Consider the following 21,771-nt stretch of genomic DNA (forward strand, 5'->3'; position numbering starts at 1 on the left):
TAGTCGTCGGGATCGCCGCCGAGTTACTCCGCGGAGATCTCGCGTGTCTCGACGCGGAACTCCTTGAGCACTTTGCGGGCGCTCTCTAACTCGGCGTCTGTCATGGGTTCCGGTTGAGTCCGTGTCTGTCGGTCCATTGTTCGCTCAGTAGTTCGCGACGTCGAGATCGGTGACGTGGTCGAAATGCGCGTCGCGGGTGAGGACCGTCCCGCCAGCTTCGCGAACGGGACCGGCTATGAGAACGTCCCCCAGGTTGATCTCTTGGCCGGCGCGTGCGAGCTCGCCGGCGACGAGTGCCGCCTCTCTCGCGCCGGCGTCTGTGAGCGGGAGCCGGTCGGCCCACGACAGCTGCTCGATGAGATCGGTGACGCCACGCGCACCGCGAAGCCTGGCACCGCCACGGAGCACCTCGAAGAACGCGACCGTCGGGAGACGGTAGTCGGCGTCGGGGTGCGCTTCGAGAAACGCTTTCGTGCCGATCGATGCCGGGCGGTCCTCGTCCAAGTAGTCGAGTAAGAAGCTACTGTCCGGACAGTACACGGTCGCGCTCCCTCAGGTCGTCGTCTAGCTGTTGATGCGTCTCTTCCACCGCTTCCGACAGGCCCGTGCCTGTCCACGACCCGTACCCGCTCAGGACGTCGCGCTCCTTGGCTGCGTCGGCGGCCCACCACACGACAGCGCGCGCTCCGACCTTCTTGCTCGTGACCCGTCCGTCCTCCTCGAGTGCGGTGAGCCGCTTCCGAGCCGTCCGTCGCGAGCATCCGAGTCCGTCGGCGATCTCCGGGGCGGTGAGCGGCTCGAGCGGATCGTCGCGATCTACGAAGACGCCGAGGACGTCCTCGGTAGTGACTTTCGGGGCGGGGCCTGGCTTACTCATACCCTCTATACGCACGAGGGGACAAAAAGTGTACCCACGTACCTCTAGCGTCTGGAAACCGGAAGACTACACTGATTCATAGGCTTATTATTGCTCCTCACGTAGGGACAGATACAGATAGACCGGCCCCACGGAGTGTGTTCTCGCGAGAGAACACCCGAGTGTTGCACCACCCGGTCCGGGCTGTCAGGTCTACCAAAAGCCATGTCTCGAAGCGCACTGTCGGAACATCAACCCGACGCAAAAGCGGTCCAGCGAGCACAGTACGAAGCCTTCGAGTTCAGCTTCGAGGCACCCGGCTGCGTCCGGGTCACGAACGGCTCCTACGACGACGAGAGCGGCGCTGCAAACTCGCATGGGAATAGGCCCACTATCCAGAATGCAATGACACAGCCCTCCAGACGCGCGACCGGCGGGGCGAGGCGTTGACCGCCGGGCAGCCTCGCGTCAGTTTCCGCCGGCGTGGTCCGGCGGCCCGCGCCGGTCGGGTCGCAGCTCGATCTGCTTCACCGTGTTGCGCTGGACCGCGTCGTCGGAGTACACCAGCGGGAAGAACTCACCGTTCACCCACATGTCGAAGAGGTTGTCGTAGAACTCGCTCTCGGGGTCCTCCGACTGCCCAGGCGTGATGATCGCCAGCGAGTTGTCCCACTCGCCGACGTCGACGACCATCCGCCACGAGGCGCCCCCGCTGACACCGCCCCATTGGGCGTTGGGCGCGGTGCTCACGCCGTCCATCGCGGCCGGGCCAACGTCCAGGACATCGTCTGCGTCGACGAACGCGGACAGCTGGTGCTGGAAGTGGGCCACATGGTCGTTGCCCCACGCCCAGTCGTCGATGTCCTCGCCTTGGTCTTCCACCGTCGTCTCGACGGCGTTTTCGAGCGTCGAGAGCAGGATTTCGTCGCGAGTGTCGACCGGATCCTCGTCGAACCACTCTTCGGGCTCTTCCAGTGCCTCCAGCATCACGATGTCGTCGCCGGTGCCGATGTCGTCGTAGGCGTCCTCCCCGACGAGTTCGATCGTGACCTGGGTGTGCAGCGGCCCATCCCAGTTCTGATAGAGGGCCGCGGCGGCGGAGTCGCGGTCGTGGGCGCCGTCCCACTCCACCAAGAGGTCGATTGCCTCGTCCACCCGATCGTCCTCGTGTTCTAGTCCTTCGAGCAGCGCTGTAGTCCGGCGGGCGATCACGGAGACGTTGTCGAGTTGCAGCGCTGTGGAGTCCTCGAGGTCGTGCTCGCCGTCGTCCTCGAACCCCTCGAGGACCTCCTCGACGCGCAGCTGCCGCCACGGTGAGACCCACTCGAACCCGATCGGCGGGCGTTCGCCCTCGCGGATCAGCTCGACGTAGTCGTCAGGCATGACCATCGCGTTGGCGGTGGCGACCCAGCCGCGGTCGGGGTTGACCTCGCTCGGCAACTGAGACTGGTGTAGGAAGCCGTCCCACTCGTAGGTGCCATCGCCCGGGACGGGGAGTAGTCCGTCCCAGTTCTCCCGGACTGGCGTGCGGCCGCCAGGGAACCAGCCGATGTTGCCGTCCGTGTCGGCGGCGACCTGATTCTCCGGCGGTGTACCCCAGCCGAGCATGTCGTCGGTGAGCTCGCCGTTCATCGCCTCCTCGAACTCCTCGACGTCGTCGGCGCGCATGTAGCCGACGCTGCCGAAGTACGCGGTCGTCCCAGGCTCGGTCCAGACCGTCCGAACGGCGAACGCGACGTTCTCATCGGGGTCCTCGTAGATGACGGGGCCGTGACGGGTGAACTTCAGCTCGACCTCCTCGTCCTCCCCGTCGCGAACCTCGACGGTCTCGGTCTCGACTTCCATCGCCTCCCAACCGCCCTCGTAGCAGTACTCGTTCGGGTCGTCCGGATTGGTTTCGTAGACGTAGAGGTCCTCCTGATCGATGTAAAAGATCGTCAGCCCGAAGGCAGTCTTCCCGTTGTGGCCGATCGAAATGCCCGGCAGGCCCGGCTCGCCCGCGCCGATGGAGTCGACCTCCGGTGATGAGATGTGCTCGATGTACCGCAGCGACGGCACGCCGTGGGCTCGGTGGGGATCGTTCGCGACGATCGGGCGGCCAGTGGCGGAGATTTCAGGCGCCACTGCCCAGTTGTTACTACCGGCTGCCTCGCCCCGGTCGGATCCGGCCTCGGCTGCGTCCGGCGTTTCGAACGCGGCTCCGAGCTCGTCCGCCGAGAGCCCTTCGAGCGCGTCGGGGTTCCGGACGTCGTCTTCGGTGAAAGAGACCCCGCCGGTCGCGTTCCAGTACACGTCGAGGACGCCCTCGGGAATGAGATCGAGGTCCAACCCTTCCGGAATCTCGATCTCCCAGTCCGGCTCGAGGCGCTCCCGGACGGCCTCGGCGTCGAATCCATGGTCGCGGATCGTCTCCGCCCGGGCAACCTCGTCACTCACGTTCAACGAAATCGCGTGCGTGCGCATCCGCACAACGTCCTCCGGATCCCACTTCGCAGGCTCGTAGTCGAGCGCCTCGAACTCGGGTGGCATCAGCTCGGGATTCTCAAGCGCTTGGTCGATGTAGGCGTTGATCCCGCACGCGAAGCCAGTCGCGATCGTTTCGGCATCCGGGCCGTAGGCATCCCACTCCGGCTCGATGTCGCCACGGTACATGAACAGCCGCGCTGCGCGGTCGTCCTCGACGGTCCGCTCGCCGAGGACGGCTGAGAGTTCGCCGATACCCCGTCGGCGCCAGATATCGATCTGCCAGAGCCGATCTCTGGCAGCGTTGAACCCTTGGACAAAGGCGACGTCCTCCAGGTCCTGGGCGTACATGTGGGGGACACCCCATTGGTCTACACGGATCGTCGCGGGCCGTTTCAGGCCGTCGAGGAAGAACTGCTCGGTCTCGCGGGCTTCGGGGTCGACGCCGGCTTTCGCCGATGCCGTGCCGAGGCCGGAGGCGAGCGCGAACGCTCCGGCCGCGAGGCCCCCAAACTCGCGCCTCGAGATGATGCTGCCGGTGGTCGCTCTGTCGCCAGCGCTCCGTTTCGGCGCGTCGGTCGTCGGTCGCTTGTCGGTGCGTCGTGTCATGACAGTACATGCCACGCTCCACGACCGAGAGCGTAAATTTTTCTATTACCTTTGATAATATGCCGATATAGCAAAATTTGATGAAGCAGCCTGATTGTTACAGTATTCCGCCGTCAGCACGGGAATATGATCACTCAGGCGACTTTGGGCGGGATACTACAGCACGTTAGCGGTTGTCATCCAACGATTCTCATATCTAATATCCTGCGTAACCTAAATCAAGGTGACTGAAATGAGACCTTGAAAGATATCCTTCGGGTCAAGATATCATACTTGCCAAGTTAGTGTAATCCCACACTAAGAGTTTAGTCCTTTTGCGCTTGAACTACAGGTTCGAGTGAGACCGAGGCCGTGGGCGAAGGAAAGGTCTCGGGTAACCAGGCGTCGATACAGGCGCATATCCGTCGTCAGCTAGAGATCGAAGACGGGGATGTACTCCGGTGGAAGGTCATCGACGACGAACTCCGGGTCGAGGTCGTCCGCCAACGACTCGGTGTGTTTGACGATTTCGAGCCAGGAGAATCCGACGAGGCGGTCGATGGCGTCGCTGAACATGACAGGTGCAGAATCGAGCAGGACGAGGTGCTCGACTAAGAGGACGACTGGATGGCCCCGCTTATACTGTGCGATACTACTGTCCTCTACGCAGTTGGGAACCAGAACGCTCACCGCTACGCGAAGGCGTTCGAGACCGTCAGTGCTGTCGACCGTGGTGAGCTTCCACTCCTCCGAATTCCCGACGTTGTCCTCTTCGAACATACCAACACTACAAGCGAGCTACTAACGTCGAACACAGAGGCTCTGAAATTAACACTGTGTTACATAAGAGCGATGCCTGAAGCAACCTCAGTTTCTCGCTTCGATTCCCTGGTTCTAACGGACTAATGCAACGATGACTGACAGATTGCAAGAGCCAAATTGTGCACCGCAATAGTCGGCCCCGGAACAGCTCCAGAATCCCCTCTACACTTATAATCAGCCGAGAAGATGATCACCCTATAGTGGATTATAATCAAAACGGAGGCCGGATTGACTGGGTGCATAGATCTTCATGATCGAAATCACGAACGTATCTGCTCGAGAGATTCTCGATAACCGTCTCGAACCGACCCTTCGAGTGACTGTGGAGACGACAGCAGGACAGGCGTCGGCGGACGTCCCTGCGGGTCGATCGAGAGGCACCAACGAAGCGATCGAACTCCGGGATGGTGACGAACGATATCGTGGTCTGGGGGTCAAGCAGGCCTGCACCGCCATCAACGACGAAATCGCTCCACAGTTTCAGGGTGCGGATGTTACCGAGCAGCGTCGTCTAGATGACCGCCTCCTCGAACTGGACGGTACAGAAAACAAATCAAATCTCGGGGGAAACACGGCTACTGGCGTCTCGCTGGCATGTCTCAAAGCCGGGGCAAACGCGACCGGTCTCCCACTCTATCGATACGTGGGTGGAGCGCTCTCGTATGTCCTTCCGATCCCATTTTTCGATATGATCGAGGGCGGCGAACTCGCCGGAGGCCATCTTCCCTTTCAGGAGCACCAGCTTGTACCGGTCGGAGCGGAGTCGTTTTCCGAGGGGGTTCGGTACGCCGCCGAAGTGTACTACGAACTTGGGACTATTCTCGAAGCGGAGTACGGGGAGTACTCGCTTAATGTGGGGGCCGAGGGCGGATACACACCAATCGGAATTGACGATCCGAGAGACGCTTTCGACATGTTGATCAGTGCCGTCGAAGAACTCGGATACGATCGCAAGTTCGCGCTGGCGACGGACGTCGCGGCAACCCACTTCTACGACCCCAATTCGGAGACGTACGCACTGCTCGGTGAGCAATTCTCTCGAGACGACCTAATCGAATTATATAATGACCTTGTCGAGTCGTACCCGTTGATCTCTCTTGAGGATCCGCTGGTCGAAACTGACTTCGACGGTTACGCCGAATTGACCGATCGACTCGACGTTCAGATCATCGGCGACGATTTCTTCGTTACCGATCCAGACCGGGTTCGGCGTGGGATCGAACGCGGAGCGGCTAATTCGCTGTTGATGAAGGTCAATCAGGTTGGAACGGTCATGGAGGCCGTTGATGCGGCACGAGTGGCCCAAAGGAACGGCTACACTGTGCAGGTCTCTGAACGGTCCGGGCAGACTTCAGACACTTGGCTCGCCGATCTCACTGTCGGTCTCGACGCCGGCCAAATCAAAACCGGTGTAACCCGAAGCGAACGTACGGAGCAGTACAATCGTCTGCTCGAGATCGAGGATGAACTCGGTCAGATGGCCACCTATGGTGATCCGCAAACCCTGTCGCTCTTCGAAGGCTGCACCATCGGCTAACATTCATCCGTGATAGACAACACCGCTGCGCTCACCGATCACGGCAATCGGCAATCCCGAAAGACACTCATTGACATCGCGACGGCTGCGGTTGAGGCCGTCCACCCCAGTCGAACAGTTCCGGCCGCACTCAATCGTGCGGGCGACTCACTTTGGGTAGCCGGTCGAGTGTACAATCTCGACGACATCGAGAACGTCTATATCATCGGTGCAGGGAAGGGTTCGGTCGAAGTCGTTGACGAATTGCTCGGAATTATTGGCGACGCCGTCACCGATGGCATCGTCGCCGAAAAACGAGATCAGGTGCACAAAATAGAGGGCATAAACGTCTACGAGACCGGCCATCCGCTCCCCGACGCAGGGAGTCTCGCTGCTGGGGAGGCTACGATCGAACTAGCCGAGCGGGCCGATGAGGACGATCTCGTTTTCGTCTGTATTAACGGAGGTGCGTCCGCACAGTGTGTCGCGCCGGTCGATAGCGTCTCTCTCGACGATCTCCGCTCGACCACTGAGGTCCTCTTAAATGCAGGACTCCCGATTGAAGAAGTAAACGCCGTGAGAAAACATCTCTCTAAAATCAAGGGAGGACGACTCGCAACCCGCATCGCCCCCGCGAGTCTCGTGACCCTCGTTGTTATCGACGAGGTAGCCGGGAAGCCCTGGGGCCCAACGGTCGGTGACAAGACCACGTTCGCCGACGCCACCCGTGTTCTCGAACGCCATTCACTGGACGGAGACGTCCCGAAGACGGTTCAAGACCATCTCGATCGCGGATGTCAATCACTCGAGTTGGAGACGCCGTCGCCAATCGATCTCAACTCTCTTGATGCGCTCACAGTGGTACTTGCTGATCCCGTTGATGCATGTGAAGCGGCGACAGCAAGCGCGAGACAGCTCGGGTATGACTCGGAAATCCTTTCGACGTCAATCGAGGGCGAGAGTCGGGAGGTTGCGACGGTGTTTTCGGGCATCGTCGACGAAATCCAGACACACGGGCGTCCGTTCGAACCGCCGTTCGTACTCGTTTCCGGTGGCGAGACGACGGTAACCGTTCCGGACGATGCCGGGAGAGGTGGGCCGAACCAGGAGTTCGCGCTAGCGTTTGCGCTCAAAATCGAAGCCAATCCGAATCTCACGGCGCTCGCGTTGGGAACGGATGGAACGGATGGTCCAACCGACATCGCCGGCGCGCTTGTCGACGGTTCGACCGCCTCCCGGATTCGCGAGGCCGACGTCGATCCTTGGACGCACCTCGAAGCCCACAATACGTCGGATCCGCTCACCCTCGTCGACGACGCAATCTACACCGGGTCTACAGGGACGAACGTAATGGACCTCAGACTGATACTGATCGACTCATACAGTCGGTGACGAATACGTGAACCTCCGATCATAGGAAACAACGTCTGAGGCCCTCAACAAAGGGTGTCCAGTAGCAGTGGTCCACGTACTTTTGGCGGTCAGTATCACAGACCGAGTAAATCCGAGGGTCGGTCACGAATGAGTTGTTCGGCCGCCTGTTCGGGAATCCCAGCACCGACGACGCGGTCGGCGAAATGAGCAAGTCCCTGAACGGGCAGATTCCCTTTTTCACCGTCGCTCTTGGGTAGAGGATTGTTGGTGACGGTCGTTCAAACCATGGTTGGTTGAGGGGACTACGTTCTCACCTCTCGACAGCCGTTATCTATCCGTTCGGTCGTTACCCGTCAGCACAATCAAATCGACAGAGGACTTTCCACCTACAAACTACTTCGGAAGAGCGTTACGAGTATTTTGAATGTGGACGAGAATCTAGCCGGCTCAGAAGGGCTATATCCGAGGATCGCTCACTGACTGTAAAATGATATCATTAGATAAACTCTTCGAGATTCTCAGCAAACGTCGGCGACGATACGTGCTCTATTATCTCGATCAACGTAACGGGCCAGTTCCAGTCGACGAGTTAGTTATCGCGATAAGCCAATGGGAAGATGAGACGCCAAGAGAGATTCCTGATGAGAAATTCGAGAACCTCGAGATTTCTCTTCATCACAATCATCTTCCAAAGACCGCTGAAATCGAATACGTGCGGTACGATCCTGAGCAACAAGTTATTCAGATGAGTGAATCGCCACCCGAACTCGACGCGTTTCTGACGATCGCTAAACTGGTCGAAGAGACGGATACCATTGACCAGCCGATTGTGGATGAGCCTAGATATGAAGATAATCGATAGTCAATAGTCATAGCTGTGAACTAATACAACACTACGGGGGTACTGTCTAGTTGAGGCGGATCAGATAATGGCAAAGTTCTGATATGTAACCGTGAATCGTTTACAGATCACACTCACCGTTTTCGTCGAGATAACTCCTGAAGAGCCTTCAACAATTGAATCGAGAATTATCCGTTCGATTGGCCCATAATATCGTCTATATGACACTAAATCGGAAGAATTCGCTCATCTAGACGGTGCCCAGGATTCTTCGATGTCGGTTGGATCGGGAGATGCATTCGGGGGTGGATGAGAGTACTCCAGCCCGAGAACGTGGATGTAGTCGTCGTTGTAAAGGTGTTTTCCCCACTGGAAATTCACTCCGACTCGAACCCTTTCCGCTCCATCGCACCCCACGAATCGTCCCCTCGGAGGAACTCGACGAACCCGCGCCAGAGGACGACCGTCTTCCACTGCCGGTAGAGGACGTTCTCGAGGACACCGTAGCCGAGCAACAGGGCGACGTCCCGTGGCCGATCGTACCGTCGGTAGCTCGCTACCTCGCTCAGCACGGACAGCCACGAGAGGAACATACTGAGAACGATCGCGAGCAGCAGGAACGAAATGAAAAACCACGTGTCGACGATCCCGAGGACGAACGCCAACGGGACGATAACGTACCCGAGTCCTTCGATCAGAGGACCAAACCCCTCGACACCCATGAAGAAGGGTAACGCGAACATTCCCGTTACACCGTAGTTCGGGTTGCCGATCATCTTCCGATGCATCATCAACGTCTGGAACAACCCACGGTGCCAGCGTCGTCGTTGTCGACTCAGTACCGCTCGATCCTCGGGGACCTCCGTCCAGATCACCGGCTCGGGAACGAACTCGAGGCGGTACTCCCGGTCGCGTTCGTTCAGGTAGCGATGCATGCGGACGACCAACTCCATGTCCTCGGTGATCGTATCCGAGCGGTACCCGCCGACCTCTCGAACCAGCCGCGTGTCGAAGAGGCCGAACGCCCCCGAGATGATCATGAGGCTCTTCAGGCTGCTCAAGCCGATTCGACCGGAGAGAAACGCCCGCAGGTACTCCATCGTCTGGAGGCCAACCAGCGGGTTCCGCGAGAGTCGAACCTCTTCGACGATCCCCTCGGTGATCGAACAGCTGTTCGCGACGCGAACGACGCCGCCGGTCGCGACGGTTCGTTCGGGGTGTTCGAGAAATGGTTTGGCGACCGAGAGCAGCGCGTCGCGTTCGATGACCGAATCCGCGTCGACCGCACAGAACAGCTGCTTCTCGGTGAAGAACACCCCCGCGTTCAACGCGTCCGCCTTCCCGCCGTTTTCCTTGTCGATCACGGTCAGTTTTCTGTTCTCAGGGGAGCGATAGACGTCGCGTACGGTTTCACACGGGAGTTCCATCGGTGGCGACGCGGCCACCGCTTCCAGGTCGAACGCGTCGACGAGCCGATCCAGCGTGTCGTCGGTCGACCCGTCGTTGACGACGATCACCTCGTAGTCGGGGTACTGGAGATCAAGGAACGACCGGACGCTCTGGACGATCACCGGTGCTTCGTCGTATGCGGGGACGACGATAGCGATCCCCGGGAGGAACGGCGAGCCGAACCGCTGGTACGTCGATTCGAACGTCCGTTCGTTCATCAGCCGACGCAGTTCGACCAGCGCCGTGAGGTGGATGGCGAGATACGCGGTGTTCGCCACCACGAAGTAGGCAACGACGAAGACGCTGAACCCGAACAGAAACGCCGTGAGGAGGTCGATGGCGGTCATGCGTGCTCCAGAACAGCCGTGCGTTCGGCCTCGACCCAGCGCCACGTTCGTTCGAGCGCTTCAGGGGAATCGGCTGGTTTCTCCCGTGCACTGTGTGTATACAACACTCGTACGCCGACGAGTCGGGCGAGATCGTCGGGTTCATCCTGAACGACTGTCGCTAATTCCCCGAGGTCACTATTCCACCGACCGTACACGACGTACGCCACTCGTCGGACGTCCGGCGAGGAATCGATGAGGTGGTCCTCGATGTACACCGCCTCACGGAGCTGCTGGTTCCAGGCGTACTCCGCGAGCGTCGAGAGTGCAGCCGCCCGGACTTCGGGCGATTCGTGATCGAGACAGAGAGGAATCCACGCTAACGAGGACGGGCTAATTCCTGATTGACAGTACTGGAGGACGGTCAGGACCTGAATAAGCACCGCATCCTCCCACTCCCCATGTTCTTGATCAGCGATGGACAGCAGATACTCCGGTTTCCGAATGACGATTCGATAAAGGGTATCGAGTCCAAAGATCGACAGTGGCTCACGGCCGTCCCATAGGAGCAGATCTACACCGGTTCGTTTGGCACGGGGATCGTGGTTCTCGTAGAGGACGCGAGCCGTCGCCGTCCGAACGTTCCGGTTCCACGTACAGGTGCGAAGTGCGGTGTTGACGGCCAACGGATACTCTAGGAGTGCAAGCCAACTCAGCGCGCGAAGCGTGCGGTAGAGGTCGCCGGATTCGAGGTCGTCTTGAAGCCGCTCGGGAGTGGATCCGAGCACGTAAACCAACCGCTGGAGTTTCACCCGCTCGTCGCCGTGGATCTGCGGTAATAACCGCTTTCCAACCTCACGTACGGCCGTCCGTTCCGGCGTCGACAGTCCTGTGACCCAATCCTCCCAGAATGGGTTGGCCTCGTTCAATCGGGATAATAACTCGGCCGTTGTTACAGGTTTTACCGCCTCGACACGGTGGGCTTTTCGCTGTTTTCGGACGGCGAGGACGAGCGTCATCGTTCCGACGAGCAGGACTACTGAGCCCAACCCGATCGTCGCCCAGACGACGAGTGTGGTGGCGTCCATGCTTTACGTGCTCGGTAGCATGCGTTCGATCCGGGCGACGACCTCGTTCGGGCTGAACGGCTTGGTGACATAGTCGGTCGCACCGCGTTCGAACCCCTCGACGACGTCGTCCTCTCGCGACCGTGCCGTGAGCAGCAACACCGGGAGATCGGCGAGCGCTTCCTCGTCTCGAATCCGTTCGAGAACCTGGAAGCCGTCCATCCGCGGCATCATCACATCGAGTACCACGAGGTCGGGCAATTCATCGGTCTCCCGGAGGTGATCGATACACGCTCGTCCGTCGTCGAACGTCGTCACGTCGAACCCGCTCGCTTTGAGTTTGAACGTCAGTAGCTGTTGGATGTCCTCTTCGTCTTCAGCGATGACGATCGATCGAGTCATTGGTCGGTCACTCCTTCGTTTGTGGCGTCGCCTGACGTATGTGAGGAATCTCCCGGAGTCGAGACGAGCGTCGAGACCAGATCCGCAGCGTTGAGCGGACGCTGGACGAACAGCCGTCCGCCGATCGTATATCGCAGCTCGCTTTCCTTCCGGGATCGATCGACGAGCAGGACTGGAAGCCGGCGTCCACCTCGACGCTCACGGAGGATCCGCACCGCCTCTCTCACGATCTCGGTCCCGTTGGTCCCCCGGGAGAGACCCTCGGTTCGAACGAGGGCGACGTCGTATTCCCCCTCTCGGCGTACCGTCCGCGCCTCGTCGAGGTCGGTGACCACCGTCATCTGCCACGATTCGGGGAGTGCGACCGCTTCCTCCTCCGTCGTCGTATCGAACACCAAGACGCCGACTTGCTCCTCGTCGTTTACATCGAGAAGTGTTTCGGTCGCCTCGAGAACGACGGCCGCCTCCTCCGAAAGATATGAGGACACACCCAGTTGGGGGGAGCCCGTCGATTCATCCCGGACGATCGACAGTGCGACGATCGACGCCCCTTCGTAGTCCGCATTCCGACACACCTCCTCAGCGAGCGCGATTCCATCGTCATCCTTGGCAAGTAGGTCGACGACGATCACTGACGGGGGATCGTCGCGGATCGCTTTCCGTGCGGTCGATCGGTCGTCGGCGATCGTGACCTCGTAGCCGATGTCGCGGAGCTGTTCTGCCAGTCGGCCGGAGACCTCATTGTCCACGTTTAGGAGGAGAAACGGTCCATCGAGCGAGCCGAGAACATCCGATCGGTCGAGTTTCGACCGCCTGTCCCACTCCTCGCGAACGCGTTCGAGCCGCCCGTCGAACGCCGAGGTCAGCGTCTCGAGCGCGGCGTCCAGTTCGGTCGCCTTCCGGAGAACGAGCTGTGCCAGTGACTTCTGTTCGTCGGTCAACGACCCGACATCCTCGTCAGCCAACATCTCCATGTAGCCGAGGATCGACGTCAGCGGCGTTCTGAGCTCGTGCGAGGCCTGTTCGAGGACGTCCCGCTGGAAGTCCGTGAACGCGTAGAGCTGTTCTTCCATCAAGTCCACCTCCTCGCGCAACGTCAGGCGGTCGAGCCGGGCGTCGACGATCCAGCCCAGAAGCTCGGCGTAACGAACGTCGTCCTCGTCAAACTCGTCGTCTCCGACGAGCTGTAACACCCCGGCCTCACCGATCGGTGTACAGAGCGCCTGGCCACTCCTGAAGGGTACGTCCACGTCGGCCGCGTCCGTCCCGCTCTCGACGACGATCGTTTCGTTTCGATCGACGGCCGCGTCGATCCTGGAACCCGTGATTGGGAGCTGTCGTGTACGCTCGGCCGCGTCGGGTGGAGTGCTGGTGATCGTAACCCACCGATCCTCGCCTCGGACGACGACAACGGCGTAACGGAGGTCGAACAGCTCGTAACTGGCGTGCATCACTGCGTCGTAGACCGCGGTCTCGGTCGGACAGCCGGCTAGACGGGTCGCAACGCGGTGGAGAAGTTCGAGACGGTGCGGTGTATCGGCTCCGGTATCAGACGTCTCCACGTCGACCTCGTGATCTCTCGGATCCCCTTCTTTGGCGGTCATGACTGGTTCTCTCCTTCGCGAATCGGCTGGTATACGGGACTTCCCTCGGTGGTCACGATCTCGAATCGTGCGCCCCCCTCAGAACCCTCGGCGATCGAGATGCCCCAGCCGTGTGCGTCGACGATGTCGGTAACGATCGCCAGTCCGAACCGACGCTCCGCGTTATCGTCGCGAAGCCGTCGATCGGTGAGCAGCGTCTCGCGTTCCCCATCGGGGATCCCGGACCCGTCGTCCTCGATGTAGAAGCCCCGGCCGCGATCGAGTTCCCCGACGCGGACGGTGACGTCGGTTGCACCGTGCTCGATCGCGTTCCGAAAGAGGTTCTCGAACAACTGTGTTAGCCGGAGGCGGTCTCCCTCGACTGTCATCTCGCCCTCGAGGAGGAGCTGTGCCTCGTCGGTTCGGACGGTCGACCATGCCGTTTTGGCGACGTGGTCGATGTCGACGGGTTCCAGTTCCCCGACCTCTTTGCCCGCTCGCGCGAGCGAGAGCAGATTATCGACGATCTCGGCCGTTCGATCAACACCCTCTTCGATCTTCTCCAGATAACGACCGTCTCCACTCTCCCGTTCGAGTTCGAGGTAGCCCTTCGCGACGGTCAGCGGGCTCCTGATGTCGTGGGCCACGACGCTCGCGAACTCCTCAAGTCGGTCGTTTTTTCGTTCGAGTTCGCGTTCTCGCTGTTTGAGCGCCAGCTCCCGGTCGGCACGAGTAAGCGCACTCGTCGTCAGCGCCGCCAGGATGGTTCCGAACTCCTGATCGTACTCGTCAAAATGCCTGCACTGAAGCGATCCACAGATCAACACGCCGTGGTCGGCGAGCGGAAAGAGCATTTCGCTTCGGATCGGTGTCTCCGGGTCGTGCACGTTCGGTGCGGCGGCTACGTCGCGAAGCACCTGCGGCTCGTCGTTCTCGAAGACCTCCCAGGCAACGCTGTTCCCTGGCTGAAAGACGGGTTGTTCGTCGAAGAGGTGGTCTGCTCGATCGGTCGTTGCGAACGGTACCAGGGCATTCTCCTCGGATTCGTGGAACCAGACGCCCGTTATCGGGAGATCGAGGACCTCGTTCGCGGTCTCGGTCGCGACCTGAGCGATCGACGCCGGTGTACTCGCACTCATCAGCTGGGAGCCGACGGTGATCAACGAGTGGAGTACTCGCTCGCGTTCTTTCACCTCCGTGATCTCCGTTGCGATACCGTAGAGCGTGTAGAACTCGCCGCCCTCGTCGAAGAGCGGGATCACCGTGGTGAGGAACGTTCGGCGACGGTCATCTATCCACGCTTCCACCTCTCGTGCGATGGGTTCACCGGCTTCGATGGCCGCGTGCTCGAACGCCTTCGTGCTCTCGATCAGTGATTCGTCGTCGTAGATCCCGTCGGTCGTTTTCCCGATGAACTCGTCACGTGAGAGCCCGAGCAGTTCCTCGTACTGCTCGTTGACGTACTGGTATCGTCCCTCCGGATCCTTTTTATACACCACAGCGAGGGCATTGTCGAGGACGGACTGGAGTTCCCTCTTTGCCCGCTCCAGTTCCTCCGTCATGGCTTTACGCTCGGTGATGTCTCGGACGACGCAGATCAGCCCACCCGAGTCCAATCCCGTGAGCGTGAGTTCTTGTGGAAACTGAGTTCCGTCGACGCGTGTACCGACTGCCTCCCCTCGCCACTCGCCCTCGCGCCCGAGTTCCGGCATGACCTCCGTCTGAAACCGTTCGAGCTCGTCCTCGTCGTACAGCAACTCCCAGCTCTTCCCAATCATCTCTTCGGGTTCGTCGAAGCCGTACGTCTCCGCGTGTGCCTCATTCACGTAGACGTACTCCCCAGAGTCGTCGAGAAGTGCGATACCGTCCATGGTGGAGTCGATGGCGGTATACAGCTGCTGTGCCTGGCGTTCGGCCGCTACTTGATCAGTAACGTCGATCGAGAGCCCGGCCACGTCCGTCACCGCTTCGCCGTCATGCAATGGCGCGAAGGTCGTTTCGATGATTCGACCGCCGAGTTCGATTGATATGGTAGATTGTTCGCCGGTGAGTGCGCTCTCGTATGCATCGATCGTTTCCGTGAGGTCGCCGTACGTCTCGTAAAGCGACTGTCCGACGAGTTCGCCCGGTTCGAGACCGATATTTCTTAGCCCTTCACCTCTCGAATGAGTGATTATTCCATCACAGTCTATCGAAAATAATATGATTGGGAGTGAATCTACGGGGACGTCGGTCAGCATGGCGTTCGCGTTAGCCTCGCGTCGGTTCTCGACGACCGTGTCGGAAACCGCGTCTGCGAGTTCCCGATACACCTCCGATCCGTCGCCCCGAGGGACGTAATCGTCGACACCCGACGAGAACGCTTCGCTCGCGATCGGCTCGCTCCCATCCTCGACGAACAGCACGACTGACACGTCGACATCGGCGGCCTGGTGGGCTATCTCAGTCCCAGATCTTTCTTCGAGATGGTACTCACTTACGACGCAGTCGATACTCCGTTCACGTACTAGTTGGAGCGCCGAGTCGACCGTTCCGGCTTCGAGCGTCGTCACGTCGTATGGGGTCCACTTCTGTACAGCGGCACTGATCTGATCACGCGTATCGGAATCGAACCCGACATACAGGAGCGTGAGTCCCGTTGGGGACGTCCCGGCTTCGTGACCTGTCATTCTAATTGTAGAGTTGCGATCCTGTGTCTTTAATATATTTCTTAATATATTAACATATAGTATCATAGCGCACTTCGGAGAGAGATTGTCTTTATTACACGTCTTTGAACGCCTCTCGGGGCGTTGAACGACACCACTAGACATCGGTCCATGAGCTCCCGATGGTCGAGACTACTGCTCCCCAACTATATGATATATCAATCATGCATCCAGCTCGCCGTCGCCCGTGAATCGATCAATACGGGAGACTCCCATATCGGTCAGCCCAGCAAACTGCTCGGTACGTGTCAAGAACGGGGTGCAAAACTTAGAGGATGTGTCTATCAAACAGAATCTCACAACCAAAATATTCGGGAGAGGTCAGAAACGGACAGTCGCGAGACGCTCACTCTGATCCTACCGCATCATCCGCGGCGGGGCCTTTGGTTCCGATCACTGGGAGAGTGGTTAGCCCGATCACGCGCTCGGTCACGCTGCCGACCAAGAGGCGATCCACGCCAGTTCGTCCGTGAGTTCCCATCACGATGCAGTCGATATCGCGATCGGTGGCGTAGTCGACGATCACACGATGGGTGGGCCCACTAAGCACTGACGCCTCGACCGACCGTATGTCCGCTTCCCGGGCTCGATCGACGATTTCATCGACGGCCTGCTGGCCTGCATCCTCACTTGGCGCCAGAATATCGCCGCTGTCGCCCTCGTGGACAATCGATCCAATGTCGACGACGTGAACGATATGCAACGCTGCGTTCGTCTCCGCCGTGAGGTCGATCGCCAGATTGGCGGCCGCGCGGGCGGCGTCGCTCCCGTCGATCGGCACCAGAATCCGCTCGAACTCCGGATCGAGCCCGCCATCCTCGTGGACAGTGATTACTGGTACGGACGAGGCGCGTAACGTCCGTTCGGCAGTGCTCCCGAGTGCGAGCTGCGTGAGACCGGTTCGTCCGTGAGTTCCCATCACGATGCAGTCGACGTCGTGATCGCGAGCGTAGTCGACGAGGACTTTGTGAACTGGCTCGTGGGCTTCGACGACTTCTGCACGTGCGTTGAGACCAGCGTTAGTTGCCAGGTCCACAACCGTGGCCACAAGCTTCTCGGCGTGGTGGACGAGGTCATCTGACACCTGCGCTACCTCGTTAACCCCATCCGGGAGATCACTGAGATTAAGAACGTGGACAACGTGGAGCTTCGCATTGAACCGCCGAGCGAGAGCGATCGCTCCCTCGGCCGCGGCAGATGCAGCGTCGCTCCCGTCGGTTGGGACGAGAATTGTGTCGTACATGTGGTTCTCACCTCCTCATTTGGCCCGCCACAGTGTCAAACCCGCTGGTGACTCTCGCCCCCTGGGCGTCGTGTTTCGAACGTCGATTCACGACTCGTCGGCAGTTCTCACTGTGGCCGATCTGGAGGGTTCCAGTGATCAGTTCGCGCACAGTATGCAGTAGGCCGCTGAAACCTATCACTGACTGAGGGTTTCATTAAGGACCTCTGAACAACTACCGAGTGTGAAACTCACTCCCTCGGTCTCTAATATATCCCGAACAGAACAGAATCTGATTATCTATACGGGATGGCTATCCGGGGGTATGTCGGTGAGTCGTCGCTGGTCGTCTGCAAATCCACTGGAAGTCCTCGAGTATAGCGTCATAACACTGTGACGCTCGAACCCAGTGCTCTTGAACTGACGACTTAGATCGACAATCCGATACGGATCGATCAATCGAGGATACTGGTTCAGTGAGGAACGTCAACGAGGGGGAAGTTAAATATATCCTGGGGTTCGAACTAGTACTAAGATCTGGTATATCCAAATGGCCTTTCGATTCTCGTACCGAGCGGCAATCAATCTGACGATCAGTGAGATGGTATTCTTCTCTACGAAGAAGATCTATGCACATCTATCTACCTCTCGTAAAAGGCGAAAAATCCGAACGAACGGTATTCGATTCCTCGAAGACGGCGGAGCGGGTGATCAAGAGATGGGTCGTAACAGGTATCCGTCAATACCTGTATCTGAGGCCTGAGACTACCGAACGATCGGTTCGGTACTCATCGGTAGCAGATGCAGACCCGTTTGCCCGTGACGGCGTAGAGAACGAAGACCGACTACGAAGAACGGGGATTGACTTCTCTGAAGATGTTTCTCCCGACAGTATATCCATGAATCAAATTACGTTATCGAGAGCGTTCTATCTCTCAGGACGGATCGAACAGCAAGTAAAGTACGCGAGATTACCTTCGGCATTTGATGTCCTCCTCAATCACGTGTTCTGCACCCCTACCGTCGGTTATTTGATCGGCTCGAACCGGGAACAAGTCTCACACGAGGTGGTCAACTACCTTGGTCGGGCTGTGAGGACACCCGGTCATGCCTTCCACCCGGAGCAGACCAACGGGCTCATCAACACACTCGAATGCCGCAAAACGACCCGGAGGCTCAACTGATGCCAGGTCCGACGATTCGCAGCATCGAGAGACGGATAGAGCTCCTTGAGAAAAGCAGAAAGAATGCAGGTGGCATCGACGGTTCGGAAATATACGTGGAGTGGCGCGAGGCAGACTCGGAAAACCGGCCCGAAGGGATCGCATGGCGACCACCGTCGGGGGACGAACCGGCTCTCCTCTCGTACGATGTCTGGGACACCCAACAGCGAGCGCTCACGGCTCTCCTCCCTTCGGATTCGGAAAGCGCGCGGGAGAGTACCAAGAAGTCGCTGGCCCGGACTACTTTCCCTGCTGCATGGATTGACGGAGAGGGAACGAGTGAGGCCGACCTCGTGGGGTTTCTCGCTGGGTACGGATCCGGTAAGTCCGTGACGGGCGCCCGGTGGCTCATCGCTCAGGCACTCGTATATCCCGAGTCTCGGTTCTTAGTGCTCGGAACCGACTTTCAGAAGGCAAGAGACACCACATTCCGAGTTCTGTTCGAGAACCTTCCGGGGGAACGGACCGGACTCTTCACATCGTCGTACAACGGACCGGAGAACTCACCGATCGTCGCGGATTACAATCGATCAGAACACCGTCTTACGCTCGTCAACGACTCCGTGATCGTACTCGGGAGCGCCGATCGGTGGAACCGGTATGCAGGAGACGAGTACGGCGCGATCTGGAAGGACGAGCCGAGTCACTACGGAGAGGACCTTCACGACCTGCTTGAGATGATGGGATCGCGTCTGAGGGGTGTCGAAGGCCCGAAGAAGATGTTCTGGACGCTGACCGGAAACGGCTACAACGCTGCATGGGAGATTCTCGAAAAGAACGAGGACGCCAATGGTGATCCGATCGGGCTGAATATCGAGTTGATTCGGGCCTCGACATTCGAGAACCCGTATCTAACTGACGGCGAACGAGACCTCTTCCGTAGGCAATACGCAGGGACCAGCCGTGAAGAACAGGCTCTGCGTGGGGAGTTCGCCGCTGCACAGGGACTCGTGTACGATCGGTTCCGACGAGAGACCCACGTAGTCCCCCACTCAAAGGCTCTGGAGAAAGTCGACGAGTCCAATCGATGGCGGATCTACGGATACGACGCAGGGTGGAACGATCCGCGAGTACTCTTAGAGATCGCTCGAACGCCGTACGAACAGTTCATCGTCATCGACGAATATCACGAGTCGGAATCACACGTTGATGATGCGATACGATGGCTCGAAGCGAACGACAAACCGAAGGAAACGATCTACTGCGAACACGAGCCATCCGACATCCAACAGTTCTGCCGACATGGCTTTGAAGCCGAGCGGGCCAACAAATCCCAAGATCCGGGAATCGACGAGATCCGCCGATACCTCCGCTCCGAAAACGACGTCCAGATCGATGAGGTGTCGCAGACTACCGTCGATCGATCCGAACCGGAACAACGGCCAGGCTTACTCGTCTCGGATAAGTGCGAGCACTTGATTCGAGAATTCCAAGGGTATAAAAAAGAGCAGGTCGGCAAATCAAGCGCAACCGACCATTGTCTCGATAGTTTACGGTATGCTCTATTTACGCATAGCTCCCGGCCGGAGAAAAAGAAGTCAGGGCCAATCATCTTCTAGGTGAGCGGGGATAATCTGACCCCAAACACCCTGTAGTGCTCGATAGGTTTCCGCGAAACAGAGTCAAGCGAGACGGTATACGAAAACTCACCACGGGGGGTGTATGCGTTCGTCGGGACTGTTCAGTAGTCCTCGTCGTCAGGCTCGGTTTCGAGCAGTGCTAACCGCTCCTCCATTTTAAAGAGATCAGTTTCACGCTTCAACTTCCGGTATTGGTTCGCGAGGTATCCGAGTTCGTGATAGCGGCGCAGTTGAAGCCGCTCTTCTTCCGGTGTCGTCGGATCGGCCGTTTCAATCACCCGAGAGATGTCGTCCATCGCCCGATCGAGTTTCTCGAGAACAGCCTTTCGAGCATCGCCTCCGTTCTGCTGTCGTGATCGATTGCTTCCCATCTGTCGTTCCTATCAGGGAACCTACTGGCCCCACAGTGAAAAGTGGTCTGCGAGTTCAGCGAAAGTGAACGGAGTGCGGCCGAAACCAGTCAGGTATCCTGTTTCTCTACCAGTTCTTCTGCAACCACCACCTGCGCCTCGTACACCCACTCGGGATCGAACGTCGTCTCGACGTACATCGCCCGTCCCCCGCGACCTTCCGACTCTTTCCACGTGCTCACCAATCCCATCGTCTCGAGTTCGCCGACGAGTTTCTGGATCGATCGTTCGCCGAGTTTGAACCGCTCGCTCACCTCCGGTCGGTGCAATCTATCGTGGATCCTGCTAGTACGAACCGGCTGGAGTATCTCTCCGTCCGCACCGCGCGTACCGACACTCGCCGTTAACACGGCCAGGTGCCGTACCGGAAGGCTCTGTAACTTCCTCACCGTCGCCTCGCGCTCTGTTCCCTCCAGGCTCTCTAGGACACACTCGACGGTCACCCGATCGAGCCCGAGTTCGTTCGCCCGCTCGCCGGCGTGTCGAAACAGCCGAAGCGCCTTCCGAGCATCACCCCATCGCTCGGCGGCCTCGCGTACACCCCGATCGAACGCATCGGGAGAAAGCGCCTCGTCGACGAACGCCCGTTCGACGCGGGATTCGAGGATCGCCCGGAGTTCGTCCTCACTGTACGGCGGAAAGAACACCTCCTCGCCGCCCATCACGCTCTCGACGCGGCTCTCGAGGCGCAGATCCACCGAGAGCAGTTCGTTGCTGATGAAGATCACCGAGAGGTTAATCCCGCGGTCGAGTTTCCCCTCCCCCCGCAGGAGTCGGTAGAAGAAGTCGTTCGGGTCGTAGTTGCCGTCGTGTCGGACGTGGTCGACCTCGTCGAGGAGCAGAGCGGTCCACTCGGGATACGTCTCGAGTCGCTCCCAGATCGCCGTGAACACCCCGTCGAGGCCCTCGTGTGCCCCTCGCTTCTCGCCACCGAGCGCGAAGAGGATCTCGTTGGCGGCGCTGAACACCGTTCGACACTCCTTGAGGTTGACGTACTCGACGTCGAACTCGTCGGTGCGGTCGGCAAAGGCCCGACAGAGACCACGCGTGCTGATCGTCTTTCCAGTTCCCGGTGGCCCGTACACCGACACGGTCGTGGGGAGATAGCCCTCCTCGCCGTCGGTCACACCGGTGAGGATCTCGGCGAGCGCTCGCTCCTGCTCCGCCCGCGGAACGATCTCCGTCGGTATCAGGAGTGGATCGAGCTCTCCTTTCGCCGCGAACACCGACTCCCTGTTGGCCGTCTCGTCGAAGAGGTCATCGTAACGTGACATAGCGTAGGTTCCTCGATTCCACCCGAATTACGACTGTGTATGTTGGTTTGCCTAAACCCACTTTCGG

Annotated in this window: 17 protein-coding genes; 5 read left to right on the forward strand and 12 right to left on the reverse strand. The window is 59.1% G+C overall.

Annotated elements, in window-relative coordinates; genetic code table 11:
- Window positions 1–144 precede the first annotated feature (144 nt).
- The 4 genes from V2L32_RS19390 to V2L32_RS19405 form a co-directional block, all read right to left on the reverse strand.
- Window positions 145–540, reverse strand: a complete 396-nt coding sequence (locus V2L32_RS19390; protein ID WP_331234237.1) for a PIN domain-containing protein — start codon at window positions 538–540, stop codon at window positions 145–147.
- Window positions 521–877 (reverse strand): helix-turn-helix domain-containing protein, encoded by a 357-nt coding sequence (locus V2L32_RS19395; protein ID WP_331234239.1) that lies wholly within the window; start codon window positions 875–877, stop codon window positions 521–523. The genes V2L32_RS19390 and V2L32_RS19395 overlap by 20 nt, the downstream gene beginning before the upstream one ends.
- A gap of 447 nt (window positions 878–1,324) precedes the next feature.
- Window positions 1,325–3,928: a penicillin acylase family protein gene (locus V2L32_RS19400; RefSeq protein WP_331234240.1), complete on the reverse strand. Its 2,604-nt coding sequence runs from the start codon at window positions 3,926–3,928 to the stop codon at window positions 1,325–1,327.
- A 411-nt stretch (window positions 3,929–4,339) separates the two neighbouring features.
- On the reverse strand, window positions 4,340–4,687 hold the full coding sequence (locus V2L32_RS19405) for a hypothetical protein (RefSeq protein ID WP_331234241.1): 348 nt from the start codon (window positions 4,685–4,687) through the stop codon (window positions 4,340–4,342).
- 292 nt (window positions 4,688–4,979) lie between these two features.
- Here V2L32_RS19405 and eno point away from each other — a divergent pair, with 292 nt between their 5' ends.
- The 3 genes from eno (at window position 4,980) to V2L32_RS19420 (ending at window position 8,481) form a co-directional block, all read left to right on the forward strand.
- Window positions 4,980–6,266 (forward strand): phosphopyruvate hydratase, encoded by a 1,287-nt coding sequence (gene eno, locus V2L32_RS19410; RefSeq protein ID WP_331234242.1) that lies wholly within the window; start codon window positions 4,980–4,982, stop codon window positions 6,264–6,266.
- A 9-nt stretch (window positions 6,267–6,275) separates the two neighbouring features.
- Complete coding sequence (locus tag V2L32_RS19415; RefSeq protein ID WP_331234243.1) at window positions 6,276–7,637, forward strand: glycerate kinase type-2 family protein; 1,362 nt, start codon at window positions 6,276–6,278, stop codon at window positions 7,635–7,637.
- 469 nt (window positions 7,638–8,106) lie between these two features.
- Window positions 8,107–8,481, forward strand: a complete 375-nt coding sequence (locus tag V2L32_RS19420; RefSeq protein ID WP_331234244.1) for a DUF7344 domain-containing protein — start codon at window positions 8,107–8,109, stop codon at window positions 8,479–8,481.
- Between the two features lie 356 nt (window positions 8,482–8,837).
- On the opposite strand, the gene V2L32_RS19425 is transcribed toward V2L32_RS19420, so the two are convergent.
- From V2L32_RS19425 to V2L32_RS19450, 6 genes are all read right to left on the reverse strand, one after another.
- Window positions 8,838–10,256: a glycosyltransferase family 2 protein gene (locus tag V2L32_RS19425; protein ID WP_331234245.1), complete on the reverse strand. Its 1,419-nt coding sequence runs from the start codon at window positions 10,254–10,256 to the stop codon at window positions 8,838–8,840.
- Window positions 10,253–11,323, reverse strand: coding sequence for a hypothetical protein (locus V2L32_RS19430; RefSeq protein ID WP_331234246.1), 1,071 nt, complete (start codon window positions 11,321–11,323; stop codon window positions 10,253–10,255). The genes V2L32_RS19425 and V2L32_RS19430 overlap by 4 nt, the downstream gene beginning before the upstream one ends.
- 3 nt (window positions 11,324–11,326) lie before the next feature.
- The gene (locus V2L32_RS19435) at window positions 11,327–11,704 is read right to left on the reverse strand and encodes a response regulator transcription factor (protein ID WP_331234247.1); all 378 of its coding nucleotides are present in this window, start codon (window positions 11,702–11,704) and stop codon (window positions 11,327–11,329) included.
- On the reverse strand, window positions 11,701–13,308 hold the full coding sequence (locus V2L32_RS19440; protein WP_331234248.1) for a histidine kinase dimerization/phospho-acceptor domain-containing protein: 1,608 nt from the start codon (window positions 13,306–13,308) through the stop codon (window positions 11,701–11,703). Before V2L32_RS19440 ends, V2L32_RS19435 begins: the two co-directional genes overlap by 4 nt.
- A complete protein-coding gene (locus tag V2L32_RS19445; RefSeq protein WP_331234249.1) occupies window positions 13,305–16,100 on the reverse strand; it encodes a PAS domain-containing protein in 2,796 nt (931 codons plus the stop codon). Before V2L32_RS19445 ends, V2L32_RS19440 begins: the two co-directional genes overlap by 4 nt.
- 241 nt (window positions 16,101–16,341) lie before the next feature.
- The gene (locus V2L32_RS19450) at window positions 16,342–17,238 is read right to left on the reverse strand and encodes a universal stress protein (RefSeq protein WP_331234250.1); all 897 of its coding nucleotides are present in this window, start codon (window positions 17,236–17,238) and stop codon (window positions 16,342–16,344) included.
- A gap of 608 nt (window positions 17,239–17,846) precedes the next feature.
- On the opposite strand from V2L32_RS19450, the gene V2L32_RS19455 reads away from it, so the two are divergent.
- Together V2L32_RS19455 and V2L32_RS19460 are read left to right on the forward strand one after the other, a co-directional pair.
- The gene (locus V2L32_RS19455) at window positions 17,847–18,401 is read left to right on the forward strand and encodes a hypothetical protein (RefSeq protein WP_331234251.1); all 555 of its coding nucleotides are present in this window, start codon (window positions 17,847–17,849) and stop codon (window positions 18,399–18,401) included.
- Window positions 18,401–19,999, forward strand: coding sequence for a terminase large subunit domain-containing protein (locus V2L32_RS19460; protein ID WP_331234252.1), 1,599 nt, complete (start codon window positions 18,401–18,403; stop codon window positions 19,997–19,999). The genes V2L32_RS19455 and V2L32_RS19460 overlap by 1 nt, the downstream gene beginning before the upstream one ends.
- Window positions 20,000–20,121: 122 nt before the next feature.
- Here V2L32_RS19460 and V2L32_RS19465 read toward each other — a convergent pair whose 3' ends face one another.
- On the reverse strand, window positions 20,122–20,316 hold the full coding sequence (locus V2L32_RS19465) for a hypothetical protein (protein WP_331234254.1): 195 nt from the start codon (window positions 20,314–20,316) through the stop codon (window positions 20,122–20,124).
- 164 nt (window positions 20,317–20,480) lie between these two features.
- Window positions 20,481–21,704 (reverse strand): Cdc6/Cdc18 family protein, encoded by a 1,224-nt coding sequence (locus tag V2L32_RS19470; protein WP_331234256.1) that lies wholly within the window; start codon window positions 21,702–21,704, stop codon window positions 20,481–20,483.
- Between the last annotated feature and the right edge of the window lie 67 nt (window positions 21,705–21,771).

Source organism: Halalkalicoccus sp. CGA53 (assembly GCF_036429475.1).
GTDB lineage: Archaea > Halobacteriota > Halobacteria > Halobacteriales > Halalkalicoccaceae > Natronorarus > Natronorarus salvus.